The sequence below is a fragment of the Cupriavidus cauae genome (genome assembly GCF_008632125.1).
Lineage (GTDB): Bacteria > Pseudomonadota > Gammaproteobacteria > Burkholderiales > Burkholderiaceae > Cupriavidus > Cupriavidus cauae.
Window position 1 is genome coordinate 100,638 of record NZ_VWRN01000016.1, and the last position, 13,102, is coordinate 113,739.

The window sequence follows — 13,102 nt, forward strand, 5'->3', positions numbered from 1 at the left end:
TGGCACTGGTTGGCGCTAGTTGGCCAGCACCGGCGCGCTCACCTCATACTCCTTGACCCGCTCGACGATCTCCTTCGGGAACCGCGCGATCCGCTTCTCCTTGTCGGCGAACACGATCTGCTGGTAGCCCAGCGAGACCGGCCGCTCGTCGACGCAGAAGCGGAACAGCAGATACGCCGAGCACTGCTTGACCTGGAACGTGTTCAGGTAGCAGTCCACCCGCTGGAACGGGAAGGTTTCCTCGACATATTCCTGGTGCGCGCGCTTGGTCACGAAGACGCCGCCCGCGGCCAGCAGATTGCCGTGGATGCACTCGTGGAACCAGCGCTCGCGGCAGATGCCCTGCCACTCGAAATAGCGCGCGAAGTAGGTGTTCATGAAGGCGTTGGAATCCTTCAGATAGATGTCGATCGTGTGGTGGAACGTCTTGCGGGGTGGGGTCTCGACCTGATCCTGCGCCAGCTGGCCGGTGCCGCGGTTCAGGATGTGGGGGATCACGTCTCGCATCAACATGGAAAAGCTCCTGGATCAATGGCTGCGAGCGGCAGCCGCGCTTGCCCCGGGGGAGAGGGGGGCATGCCGCATTCTGGCCGGAGACCCTCCACGAACGTCACCCACCTTTGCGGGTAGACCAGGGGCCGGCACACGTAAGCGGAACTTGCCATTGCCGGGCCTTCGTTGACTGCGGGATGCCGCACCAACCCGCGGTAAACCCTAGTGGTATAGGTAACTAGACCTTATTACAGTGGCAGTTCGCCGAACCCCCATTTCGAGGGACGCACGGCCTTCGTTTGTCTCGCGTCCATCCGCGGCACGGCGCCGCGCACCGGTCCCTTCGCCTGCCGCCATCGATGCCCGCATCCCTGTCCTCGATCGAACTGCTGTCGCGCAGCCGCGAGCCGGTCTATCTGCAGCTGGCGACCATCTTTCGCCGCCGCATCGAGAGCGGCGCCTGGCGTCCCGGCGAACGCATACCCTCGCTGGAGGACCTGTGCCGCCAATACGGCGTCGCCCGCATGACGATGCATCACGCGCTGTCGGTGCTCGATGACGAAGGGCTGGTCGCGCGCTCGCGCGGCCGCGGCACTTTCGTCAAGGGCGGCGGCAAGCGGCGCCGGCCGGTATCGCTGCCGGTCACCTGGGGCCAGGCGGTCGAGGTCGGCGAGCAGCTGGGCACCGAGGCGCTGGTCGAGTCGGCGGGCAGCGTGCCGCTGCCGGACGAGCTCGGCATGCCGTGCGAGGCCGAGCGCGCGCCCGCCTACCATTTCCTGCGCCGGCTGCACCGGCTCGACGACCGGCCCTTCGCGATCGGCGAGGTCTATATCGAGGAAGGCCTGTTCGCGCGCAATCCGCGCGCGTTCCGGCAGGGCGCGTCGGTGCCGGTGCTGGACCGCTTTCCCGGGCTGCGGGTATCGAGCGCGCGGCAGCGGCTGTCGATCATCGCCGCCGGTGCCGAGTCGGCCGCGGCGCTGGCGCTGCCGGTCGGCGCGCCGGTCGCCGAACTGCGCCGCCATGCCTGCGCCGACGGCGTGATCGTCTACTACGCCCGCATCGAATTTCCGACCGAATACGTCTGCCTGGACTTCGACCTGCTCGACCCGGGCGGGCCGGCGGGCTGAACGGCGGCGCATCACGAAGGCATCACGAACCATCGCCGACGCATCGCCAGCGCTGGCACAACCGAACCCCACCTGATTTCGAATCGACCGACCCCAGACCAAGGAAGCGCGCATATGCAGACCAACCAATCCCAGCAACCCGGGCAGACGCTCAACGGCGCCGAGAGCCTGGTCAAGACCCTGCTCGCCTGCGGGGTGGATACCTGCTTCGCCAACCCGGGCACCAGCGAGATGCATTTCGTCGCGGCGCTCGACCGCATCCCCGGCATGCGCTGCGTGCTGGGTTTGTTCGAGGGCGTGGTGACGGGCGCGGCCGACGGCTATGCGCGCATGGCCGACAAGCCCGCGGCGACGCTGCTGCATTGCGGACCGGGTCTGGCCAACGGCCTGGCCAACCTGCACAACGCCCGGCGCGCGCAGACGCCGATCGTCAATATCATCGGCGACCAGGCCACCTATCACCGGCCGCTCGATGCGCCGCTGACCGCCGACACCGAGGGCTGGGCCCGTCCCGTTTCGGTGTGGACCCGCACCGCGCAGCGCGCCGATCAGGTCGGCGCCGATGCCGCGGCGGCGGTGCAGGCCGCCTGCGCCGCGCCTGGCGGCGTGGCGAGCCTGATCCTGCCGTCGGATGTGTGCTGGGACGAGGGCGGGCAGGTTGCCGCGCCGCTGCCGCCGCTGAGCGCGCCCAAGGTCTCGCCCGACGCGATCGAGCAGGCCGCGCGCTGGCTGCGCTCGGGCCAGCCGACGCTGCTGGTGCTGGCCGGCACGGCGCTGCGCGAGGCGCCGCTGGCCGACGCGCATCGCATCGCCGCCGCCACCGACGCGCGGCTGATCACGCCGATGTCCAATGCGCGCGTGTCGCGCGGCCGCGGTCGTTTCGCGGTCGAGCGCGTGCCCTACTCGGGCGATGCGGCGCGCGCCAGGCTGGCCGGCATCCGCCAGGTGATCCTGGTCGGCGCGCCGCCGCCCGTGACCTTCTTCGCCTATCCCGGCAAGTCGCCGCGCCCTTATCCCGAGGACGCGCAGGTCCATGTGCTGGCGCGCCCCGAGCAGGACCTGGCCGATGCGCTCGCGCGGCTGGCCGACGCGCTCGGCGCGCCCGCGGTGCCGGTGCCGGACGCCGTCGCACCCGCCGGCATCGCCAAGGGCGCGGTGACCTCGGAAGCCGTCGCGCAGACGCTGAGCGCGCTGCTGCCCGAGCAGGCGGTGGTGGTCGAGGAGAGCGTCAGCTTCGGCCGTGCCTTCTATCCCGGTACGGTGCATGCCGCCCCGCACGACTGGCTGCAGCTGACCGGTGGCGCCATCGGCGCGGGCCTGCCGCTGGCGGTCGGCGCCGCGGTGGCGGTGCCGGATCGGCGCGTGGTCGCGCTGCAGGCCGACGGCTCGGGCATGTACACCGTGCAGTCGCTGTGGACGATGGCGCGCGAACAGCTCGACGTCACGGTGGTGGTGCTGGCCAATCGCAAGTACGCGATCCTGCTGGGCGAACTGGCCGGCGTGGGCGCCAACCCCGGCAAGACCGCGCTCGACATGCTCGATATCGGCAATCCCGACCTCGACTGGGTCAAGCTCGCCGCCGGCATGGGCGTCGAGGGGGCGCGTGCGGTCGATATGGAGAGCTTCGCCGACCTGTTCGCGATGGCGAACAAGCGCAAGGGGCCGTTCCTGATCGAGCTGGTGATTTGACAGGGGCGATGAGGCGCCGCTTGCCCTCTCCCCCAGCCTCTCTCCCGCATGCGGGAGGGGAGCAAACCGCCGCGCCGACGAACGACCGGTGGTGTTCTGCCTCTCCCGCTTGCGGGAGAGGGCCGGGGAGAGGGCAAGGGCGGCCCCATTCGCGATTGAATAATCCACCCTTCCGGACAAGCGAATTGTGCAGCCGCCAATGACTGCGGCAAGCTGCCCCCGGAAGGCACCGAGCCAGGAGACAGCATGACAACACCCACCACCGAGGCGCAGGCCGAGCAGGGGCCGGACCGCCTCTACGCGGCCCTGCTGAACGAAGGGCGCTTTCGCATCCAGCACTGCCGCGACTGCGACCGCCACGTGTTCTATCCCCGCAATCTCTGCCCGCACTGCGGCGGCGAGGCGCTGGACTGGGCCGATCCGAAGGGCACCGGCACCGTCTATTCGACCAGCGTCGTGCGCCGCAAGCCGGACGCCGGCGGCGACTACAACGTCGCGCTGATCGACCTGGACGAAGGGGTGCGCATGATGAGCCGGGTCGAGGGCGTGGCGCCGCAGGCGGTGCGCATCGGCATGCGCGTCAGGGCGCGCGTGGCGCCCGCCGCCGGCGACGGCGTTCCCGCGATGGTGGTGTTCGATCCGATGGAGGGCTGACGCGATGCCAGCACAATCGTTGCGCGGTGGCGTCGCCATCGTCGGCGTGGGCCAGGCCGGACTCGGCGAGGCACACGGCAAGACCGAAATGGAAATCCTGGCGGAGGCGGCCAAGGCCGCGGTCAAGGACGCCGGCATGTCGATGCGCGAGATCGACGGCATCGCCACCGCCAGCGTCGGCGCCACCATGTGGGTGATGCCGGTGGCCGAATACCTCGGCATCCATCCGAAGTTCGTCGACAGCACGATGATCGGCGGCTCCAGCTTCGTCGCGCATATGCTGCCCGCGATGCTGGCGCTCGAGGCCGGCCTGTGCGACGCGGTGCTGGTCTGCTACGGCAGCAATCAGCGCACCTCGACGGTCGGCCGCGCCGGCATCGCCAAGGTGCGTTCGGTGCTGGACCCGCAGCCGTACGAGAACCCCTACCAGCCGATGCAGCCGATCACCTCGTACGCGTTGGCGGCCGCGCGGCACATGCACCAGTACGGCACCACGCGCGAGCATCTGGCCGAGGTGGCGGTGGCCGCGCGCAAGTGGGCGCAACTCAATCCCGATGCGCTGATGCGCGATCCGTTGAGCATCGACGACGTGCTGAACGCGCGCATGGTGTCCGACCCGCTGTCGGTGCGCGACTGCTGCCTGGTCACCGACGGCGCCGGCGCCTATGTGATGGTCCGCGCCGAACGCGCCAAGGACCTCGCCAAGCCGCCGGTCTATGTGCTCGGCAACGCCACCGCGACCTGGCACCGGCAGATCTCCAGCATGCCGGACCTGACCGTCAGCGCGGCGAAGGAATCGGGCGAGCGCGCGTTCGCGATGGCGGGCGTCAAGCCGGCCGATGTCGACGTGCTCGAGCTGTACGACGCCTTCACCATCAACACGCTGCTGTTCCTCGAAGATCTTGGCTTCTGCGCCAAGGGGGAGGGCGGCCCCTTCGTCAGCGGCGGGGCCATCGCGCCGGGCGGCAGGTTGCCGGTCAATACCAACGGCGGCGGACTGTCGTGCGTGCATCCCGGCATGTACGGCATGTTCATCACCATCGAGGCGGTGCGCCAGTTGCGCGGCGAATGCGGCGAACGCCAGGTCGGCGGTGCGGAGATCGCGCTGGTGCACGGCAACGGCGGCACCTTGTCGAGCCAGTCGACCGCGATTCTGGGAACCGCGGCGGCGCTGTAGCGGCCCCGACTGCCGAACCGATGCTGCGACGACATGCCGCAGCAGGCGTCAGGCAGGTACGCAAGCGCGCAAGGCAATGCGGACGGACGATTAACGCGTTCGTCCGCATTTTTTCGTTTGCGACACCAGGTCCCGTCGAAGACTCGCGAAGTCGGCATTGGCCGTCAACGATGGCGCCGCGCCACTCGTCTAGAGAGTGCGAGGGCGAATCGCGGACCGGCAAGGCGCTGCCGCTCGGCCCGTGGATCGTTCACGCTGCCGCTCGGCCTGTGGTTCGCCCACGCCCCTGCCTTGTCCTTTTGAGCCTGCCCGCATCATGACGCTGTCCGCCCGTCCCATCCCATCGTTCCTTCCCCCGACGCCACGTATCGGAGACCCGCGATCCCGCGCATGGCAGGCGCCGCTGCGGCCGCGCGATGCCGCGCAGGTGGCGCGCACCGCGGCCACGCTGTTTCTCGGCGAAGGCAGCATCGACGTCACGCTGGCCGCGGATCGAGGCGGACGCTTGCGTTCGGTCTTCGCCGACATCGAGCGGGAATACCGCATCGGCGGACGCAGCTGCGACCGCGCACCCGATCCCGAGGCAGCCCATGCCGCGCTGGAGCTCGAGATGGGCATCAAGGTGCTGATGCGGCTGAGCGATTGCCTCGGCGCCCTGTTCGGGGCGCAGGACGGCGTACGGAACGGCGTACGGAACGGCGTACGGAGCGACGTACGGGACGACGCAGGGGGCGCCGCACAGCCCGACGTTCAGCGCGACGCGCATGGCGACCATATCGCCCGCCGCGCCGCGCTGCTCGAATGCGCGGCGGCGATTGCCGACGAGGCGCTGATCTGCCGCGACGAGCGTGCCGTAAAGGCCGACGCTGCACCGGTGCAGCGCTGCCTGTCGATTTGCGCGGGCGCAGGCGGCGAGATTCGCCTGCACAAGTTCACACGCTGGCAGCGGCAGCCGGAGCGGGGGACCGATCGCACGGGTGGCACCGGCAGGCCGGATAGCGCCGACAGTGCCCTTGGTGCGGGTGCAGACGGTGCGGATGGTCCGGTGACACAGGCTACCGAGATGGACGCGTGCCTGGCCTTCCGGATCGAGCCGTGGCGCCGGACGGTGCGCCCGCGCCGCGGCGATCCACGGCGTGTGCTGCTCCGTTGCCGCATCCGGCCGGTGCGCGTCGGGGATGCGCGGCGCATGCACGAGGCCGTGCCGATACCCGGCCCCGGTGTACGTGATCGGCTCGCCGCCGGCGACTGGCGCGGCGCGTTGCTGATGCTGCTGACCCGGCTGTTTCGTCTGCCGATGCCTCGCCGCGGCGAGATCGCCGGCAGGGCGCAGCTGAAGGTCTATCCGATGCCGCGCGACGGGCGCGCGGCGGTGGTCGTGCGGATGAGCGGCGAGGGGAAGCGCCGGGAAGGATACCGGGCGGCCACTCACGGCGTCGAAGCGGTCAGGCGGGAACTGGAAGGTCCGCGGTGCCTCCTCTCGGCACTCCCGCCGGAGCCGGAGCCGGCAGTGCGCGACGACGAGGTGCGCTGCTATTGAGCCGCGGAGGCATGGTGTAGCGCGCTACCGTGCTCTCCTTTCGTGCCCCCCGTCCGTGTGCCCCATCCTTTCGCGAGGTCCCTGCGCGCCATCGGGGCGCCCCGGCTGCGCTGCTGATCAGCGCTCCGGATCCGTACTCGCGATCCGTGCTCGCGATCCATGATTTGCCGCACCGCACCCACGGCCGTGCAAAAGGCCGCCTTAGCCAAATGCAAATGGCGAGCGCCCCGGCGCGCCCACACACTGCGGTGATGGCATCGGCGGGAGCGCCCGGGCTTCCCTCTATATGTATACGGACGTATGCGGAAAAGACCTGCGCAAACCAAGAAAGTGCGCCGGCCGAGCCAGACCGTTCACCACAGGAGGAGACGCATGGCAACGAAGCAAACACGATGGCGGCCCGCCGGCATGCTGGCGACCGTGCTGGGCGCGCTGGTTCCACTGGCCGGCGTGGCCTCGCTGGCGCTGAGCGATGGCGCCGCGGCGGCCGACGCCTATCCGTCGCGGCCGATCAAGCTGATCGTCGGCTATACGCCGGGCGGTCCCGTCGATACCGCGGCGCGCGTCTATGCCGATCACCTGGGACGAGTGCTGAAGCAGCCGGTGGTGGTCGACAACCGTGCCGGCGCCAGCGGCGCGATCGCCGCCGAGATCACGGCCAAGGCGCCGCCCGACGGCTATACGCTGTACTTCGTCGCCAGCCCGACCATGACGATGACGCCGCTGATCCAGAAGGCGGTCAACTTCAATCCGAGCCGGGATTTCAGCCACATCGGGCTGATCACCGACTACACCAACGTGCTGCTGATCAACAAGGACTTCCCGGCCCGCAATGTCGGCGAGCTGGTGGAGTACGCCCGCAAGCACCCGCAGGGCGTGGCGTTCGGCTCGGCCGGCGTCGGTGCGTCCAACCATCTGTCGGCCGAACTGCTGGCGCAGATGAGCGGCGTCAAGATGCTGCACGTGCCGTACAAGGGCAATTCGCCGGCGATGACCGACGTGATCAGCGGCAAGATCGCCTTCATGTTCGATATCGCCGGCACCGCGATCGGCCATATCCGGGGCGGCAAGGTGCGGCCGCTGGCGGTGACGTCGAAGGAGCGCAACGCGGCGCTGCCGAACGTGCCGACCATGGTCGAGTCCGGGCTGAAGGACTATGCGGTGACCGGCTGGTACGCGCTGATCGGACCGCCGAAGCTGCCGGCCGAGGTGGTCGACACGCTGGTCAAGGCGCAGCAGACCGTCGGCGACGATCCGGCCTTTCGCCAGCGGATGACGCAGGGCGGCTACGACCTGAACATCACCGGCCCCAAGCCGCTGGCGGAGCGGATCGAGCGAGAGCTGCGGCTGTGGGGCGGGGTGGTCAAGACGGCGAAGATCGAGGTGGAGTGATGCAGTTCCGTCGTTCCCCGAATGCGGGAACGACGGAGGCACGTGTGGCGGTGCAGCGCAGGCGGTGGCGCAGGGCAGGCGGTTATTCCTCGACCACCGCCCATCCCTCCATCGCCTGGCCGCCGGCATCGTCGCCAGTCCACAGCAGCACGCGCCCGGGCTGCTGGTCATCGCGGCGGCCGCCGACCGTGACGAGGTCGTGGTCGAACAGCGGCGCCATGCCGCGGAAGCCGAAGCGTTTGACGTTCGCCTGCGGCAGTTCGCGCCGCAGCAGGTCCACCATCAGCACCGCCTGCAGCGGACCGTGGACGACCAGGCCGGGATAGCCCTCGACGTCGCGCACGTAGTCATGGTCGTAATGGATGCGGTGGCCGTTGAAGGTCAGCGCGGAGAAACGGAACAGCAGCACCGGATCGGCATGCAGCTGGCGCTGCCATTGCGGCTGGTGCGGCAGCCGCGGGCGCGCCGGCTGGGCCTGGCCGGGCTCCGGCATCGCGCGATAGACGATGTCGTGGCGCTCGCTCAGTGCCGTCTCGCCGTCGACGGTCAGCACATGGCGGACCGAGACGAACCACAGCTCGCCGCTGCGGCCGGTTTTCTGCTGCACCTCCTCGATGGTAGAGGTACGCGTCACGGTGTCGCCGACGCGCAGCGGACGCTGGAACTCGAGCTCGCTGCCGGCCCACATCCGGCGCGGCAGCGGCACCGGCGGCAGGAAGCCGCCGAGCACCGCGTGGCCGTCGCGGCCCAGCCTGTGCTGGGGCGCACGCGGCAGGAAATACAGCCAGTGCCACAGCGGCGGCAGCGGTCCGCGCGCGATCGCCTCGCCGTCCAGATCCAGCGTGGCGGCGAGGCCGAGCACCGGTTGCAGCGCCAGCGTTTCGGTACGGCTTTCGCTGCGGCCGATCCACCGGCGCAGCGCTTCGAGGCTGGTATCGGTATCGAGATGGGTTTCAGAGGCGGCCGGATCGGCCGTGAGTTGTTGGGCCACGGTTGGGAATCCTCTTATGGTTTGGGGAACGGCAGGGACGGCAGTCTTCGCGCCGTCTCTGCGAGCGTAGGAGTTCAGGCTGCGGCCGGCAACCAGTCCGCCATGCTTTCCGTGTGTTCGAGCGCCCAGACGCGCGCGATGATGGTGCGCATCTCGGCCTCGCTGGCGCCCTGGCGGAAGGCCGCCAGTTGCAGCGCCTTCGCTTCCAGTTCGGGCCGGCTCAGCGTGTTGTCCGGATCGCCCTTGGGCACGTCGACGCGGGCCTCCAGCGTGCGGCCGTCGGTGGTCGCCACCGTCACGCGGCCGATCCACTGGCGCGGATAGGCGGCGTTGATCTCCGCGTCGAGCGCCATCGTCACCTTGTCGCGGAAGGCCGCCACGCGCGCATCGCGCAGCCCATGCTGCTCGAACTCGCCCAGGCCGGCGTGGCCGTGCCAGGCGACCAGCCCGAGCACCGTGCCCATCGAGAACTTGGCCTGATGGATCGTGACCGGATCGACCACGGGGCCGAGCACGTCGATCGCGCCCTGGTGCACGTGCGCGGTCACGCTGGCGATCTGCTCGGGGTCGAGGCGCTCGCGCTGCATCAGCGCCTTCAGCGCATCGGCCGCCGGATGGGTGTGGCGGCACGAGGCGAAGAACTTGAACGAGGTCTCGGCGGTGGCCCAGCGTGTGCCCAGGCCGTCGGTCAACCGCGCCGGATCGGCGTCGCTCGACATGCCGGCCGCCATGCCCTGCGCGCCCTCCAGGATGCGGCGCGCGCCGGTGAAGCCCGCCCGCGCCAGATGGGCCGACATCAGCCCGTCCGCCGCCGCCTTGGCGGTATGCAGCTGCTTCGAATCGGCGGCGTCGCGCAGGAATTCCCACAGGCCCGCGGCCTGGGTGCCGGCCGACCCCAGCGCCTGGTTGATGCCCTCGGCATCGAGCCCGTACAGCTTGGCCACCGCCGCCGCGGCCGCCAGTGTGCCGACCGTGCCGGTGGTATGGAATACGCGATAGTGGGAGCGGCCCATGAATTCGCCGATGCGGATGCCGGCCTCGTAGCCGGCGATCGCCGCGGTCAGCAGCTGCGCGCCGCTCTTGCCCTCGGCCTGGGCCGCGGCCAGCACGGCGGGAAACACCACCGCGGCCGGATGCAGCACCGAGCCGTTGTGCACGTCGTCCTGTTCGACCACATGCGAGGCCGCGGCATTGACCAGCGCGGCGAACCACGGCGAGGTGCGGCGGCGGTCGACCAGTACCTCGGACGGGCCCTGCTGCGGGCCCATCGCCACGGCGAACTCCTGCAGCCGGCGGATCGCCGGAGCGTCCTTGCCGGCGAGGGCCGAGGCGATCCAGTCGAGGAACAGGTCCTTGGTGCGCTCGACCACGTGCGGCGGCACGTCGGACAGCGTGAAGCGGGCAAGGAACTCGCAGAGTTCGCGCGTGGGATAGGAGCTTGGCATCGGTTTGGCGGGGATCGGCTTGGCGTGGATCGGTTTGGTGCGTATCGGCTCGGTGCGTATCGGCTTGGTGCGTATCGGTCTGGCGCGGAAGGCCTGGCGCAAGGCGGTGGCAACGGCGCTGAGGAAGACGCCGGCCTAGAAGGACCGCGGCAGTCCCAGCACGTGCTCGGCCACATAGGACAGGATCAAATTGGTCGAGATGGGTGCGACCTGGTACAGACGCGTCTCGCGGAACTTGCGCTCGATGTCGTATTCGGCGGCGAAGCCGAAGCCGCCGTGGGTCTGCAGGCAGACGTTGGCCGCTTCCCACGAAGCATCGGCGGCCAGCAGCTTCGCCATGTTGGCCTCCTTGCCGCAGGGCTGGCCGGCGTCGAACAGCTCGGCGGCCTTGTAGCGCATCAGGCTGGCGGCCTCGACGTTGACGTAGGAGCGGGCGATCGGAAACTGGATGCCCTGGTTCTGGCCGATCGGCCGGTCGAACACCACGCGCTCGCGCGCATAGTGGCTGGCGCGCTCGACGAACCAGTAGCCGTCGCCGATACATTCGGCGGCGATCAGGATCCGCTCGGCGTTCAGCCCGTCGAGGATGTACTTCAGGCCCTTGCCTTCCTCGCCGATCAGGTTCTCGGCCGGGATCTCCAGGTTGTCGAAGAACAGCTCGTTGGTCTCGTGATTGACCATGTTGCGGATCGGCTGGACCGTCAGGCCGTTGCCGATCGCCTCGCGCAGGTCGACCACGAACACCGACAGGCCCTCGGACTTGCGCTTGACCTGGTCCAGCGGTGTGGTGCGCGCCAGCAGCAGCATCAGGTCCGAATGCTGCACGCGCGAGATCCAGACCTTCTGGCCGTTGACGACATAGCGGTCGCCCTGGCGCACCGCGGTGGTCTTGAGCTTGGTGGTGTCGGTGCCGGTGGTCGGCTCGGTCACCGCCATCGACTGCATGCGCAGCTCGCCCGCGGCGATGCCCGGCAGCCAGCGCTGCTTCTGCGCCTCGGAGCCGTGCCGCAGCAGGCAGCCCATCACGTACATCTGGCCGTGGCAGGCGCCGGAATTGCCGCCGCTGCGATTGATTTCTTCCATGATCACCGAGGCGGCCGTCAGCGGCAGGCCGGAGCCGCCGTAGTTCTCGGGAATCAGCGCCGACAGCCAGCCGGCCTGCGTCAGCGCCTGGACGAACTGCTCGGGGAAGGCGTCCTGCTCCTCGACGCGCTGCCAGTAGGCGGAATCGAAGCCGGCGCACAGATCGCGCACGGCCTCGCGGATTTCGGGGTAATGCGCATCGTGCGCCTGGTCGATCGTCATCAAGGGGCCTTTGCGGGAAATCACGGGAATGCGGCCATTATTCCCGAGCCCGCCACGGACCGACATTCGCATTTGCCAAAGAGCGGCTTAGGGCGGGCCTTACCTTGCCGGTGCCCTGGCCGCCGTGGGCCGATGTGGCGCGCTGGGACCCGCCGGGGCCTCGGTGGCCAGCGATGGCTGGCGGTGGCATGCGGGTGGCACGTCGTGGCCCCCGGCGGTCCGCGATGCCGGACGCGCCCGCTCAGACCGGCTCGCGCGCCGCGTCGATCAGGTAGTGCACCAGGGTCTCGGCGAACTGCGGCAGCTCGCGGCCGGGCCGGCGCACCAGGCGCAGCTCGCGCTTGGCCCAGTCGTCCTCCAGCGTGATGAAGCGCAGCACCTTGCGGCTGGCGTAGCGGCGCGCGCAGCTGTTGGGCACGATCGCGATGCCGGCGCCGGCCTCGACCATGCGGCAGACCGCGTCGAAGCTGCCGACCTGGATGCGCAGGCTGATGCGCTTGCCCATGCCGCTGGCGATGCGGTCCAGGAAGGACTGGATCGCGCTGAACTGGTTCAGGCCGACGAAGCGGCAGGTATCGAGCAGATCGGCGAAATGCAGCCGCTTGAACTGCGGCAGCGGGTGGTTGACCGGCGCGATCACGATCAGCTCGTCGCTGCACAGCTGCATCACGTCCAGGTCCTCGGTGGCGACCTCGCCGGCGACGATGCCCAGGTCCGCCGCGCCGGCGCCGATGGCCGAGACGATCTCCTGCGACAGGTGTTCCTCCAGCTCGATGTCGACGTCCGGGTTCTCCGACAGGAAGCGCGACAGCGCGTTGGCAAGGAACGAGTTGGTCGCGGTGGTGTTGGCCAGCAGCCGGACCTTGCCCTTGACGCCCTTGGCGTAGGGGCGCAGATCGGCATGCAGGCATTCGAGCTCGCGAAAGACCTCGCGCGCGTGCCGCAGCAGCGCGTCGCCGGCCGGCGTCAGGCGCACCCCCTTGACCTGGCGGATCAGCAGCTGGGTCTGGAACGCTTCCTCCAGCTGCTTGATGCGGGTGCTCGCCGCCGGCAGCGACAGGAAGCTGCGTTCGGCCGCCCGCGTCAGGTTATGGGTTTCCCCTACGTTCAGGAACAGGCGCAGGTCGGTCAGGTCGTAATGCATCGTGTCGTGATGGGTTTGGCGGGATCGAACGGAGGGTTTCGGCAGGCGGAAGGCGTCTTTTGGGATTGGCGAATTCCCCTTTCGCTGCCGGCAATTTATCGTATATGCCGCTTCAATAGAACCTCGTAGGTGGGACAGGAGACCGA

Annotated in this window: 11 protein-coding genes; 6 read left to right on the forward strand and 5 right to left on the reverse strand. The window is 69.4% G+C overall.

What is annotated here, in order from left to right:
- Positions 1-15 precede the first annotated feature (15 nt).
- On the reverse strand, positions 16-513 hold the full coding sequence (locus tag F1599_RS04515; protein WP_006579723.1) for an acyl-CoA thioesterase: 498 nt from the start codon (positions 511-513) through the stop codon (positions 16-18).
- 338 nt (positions 514-851) lie between these two features.
- On the opposite strand from F1599_RS04515, the gene F1599_RS04520 reads away from it, so the two are divergent.
- The 6 genes from F1599_RS04520 (at position 852) to F1599_RS04545 (ending at position 8,071) form a co-directional block, all read left to right on the forward strand.
- Positions 852-1,619, forward strand: coding sequence for a GntR family transcriptional regulator (locus F1599_RS04520; protein WP_150082327.1), 768 nt, complete (start codon positions 852-854; stop codon positions 1,617-1,619).
- Positions 1,620-1,733: 114 nt separating this feature from the next.
- Positions 1,734-3,308 (forward strand): acetolactate synthase large subunit, encoded by a 1,575-nt coding sequence (locus F1599_RS04525; RefSeq protein ID WP_150082328.1) that lies wholly within the window; start codon positions 1,734-1,736, stop codon positions 3,306-3,308.
- 246 nt (positions 3,309-3,554) lie between these two features.
- Positions 3,555-3,962 (forward strand): Zn-ribbon domain-containing OB-fold protein, encoded by a 408-nt coding sequence (locus F1599_RS04530; protein ID WP_150082329.1) that lies wholly within the window; start codon positions 3,555-3,557, stop codon positions 3,960-3,962.
- 4 nt (positions 3,963-3,966) lie between these two features.
- Positions 3,967-5,139, forward strand: coding sequence for a thiolase (locus F1599_RS04535; protein WP_150082330.1), 1,173 nt, complete (start codon positions 3,967-3,969; stop codon positions 5,137-5,139).
- Between the two features lie 316 nt (positions 5,140-5,455).
- A complete protein-coding gene (locus tag F1599_RS04540) occupies positions 5,456-6,679 on the forward strand; it encodes a hypothetical protein (RefSeq protein ID WP_150082331.1) in 1,224 nt (407 codons plus the stop codon).
- Between the two features lie 408 nt (positions 6,680-7,087).
- Positions 7,088-8,071, forward strand: coding sequence for a Bug family tripartite tricarboxylate transporter substrate binding protein (locus F1599_RS04545; protein ID WP_150082353.1), 984 nt, complete (start codon positions 7,088-7,090; stop codon positions 8,069-8,071).
- Positions 8,072-8,153: 82 nt separating this feature from the next.
- Here the strand turns inward: F1599_RS04545 and F1599_RS04550 are convergent, their stop codons facing one another.
- The 4 genes from F1599_RS04550 to F1599_RS04565 form a co-directional block, all read right to left on the reverse strand.
- Positions 8,154-8,990 carry an FAS1-like dehydratase domain-containing protein gene (locus tag F1599_RS04550; RefSeq protein WP_190286305.1) on the reverse strand — a complete coding sequence of 279 codons (837 nt, stop codon included), beginning with the start codon at positions 8,988-8,990 and terminating at the stop codon, positions 8,154-8,156.
- 146 nt (positions 8,991-9,136) lie between these two features.
- Positions 9,137-10,507 (reverse strand): MmgE/PrpD family protein, encoded by a 1,371-nt coding sequence (locus F1599_RS04555; protein WP_150082333.1) that lies wholly within the window; start codon positions 10,505-10,507, stop codon positions 9,137-9,139.
- Positions 10,508-10,642: 135 nt separating this feature from the next.
- Positions 10,643-11,812, reverse strand: coding sequence for an acyl-CoA dehydrogenase family protein (locus F1599_RS04560; protein WP_149318648.1), 1,170 nt, complete (start codon positions 11,810-11,812; stop codon positions 10,643-10,645).
- Between the two features lie 241 nt (positions 11,813-12,053).
- The gene (locus tag F1599_RS04565; RefSeq protein WP_149318649.1) at positions 12,054-12,956 is read right to left on the reverse strand and encodes a LysR family transcriptional regulator; all 903 of its coding nucleotides are present in this window, start codon (positions 12,954-12,956) and stop codon (positions 12,054-12,056) included.
- Positions 12,957-13,102: the final 146 nt, after the last annotated feature.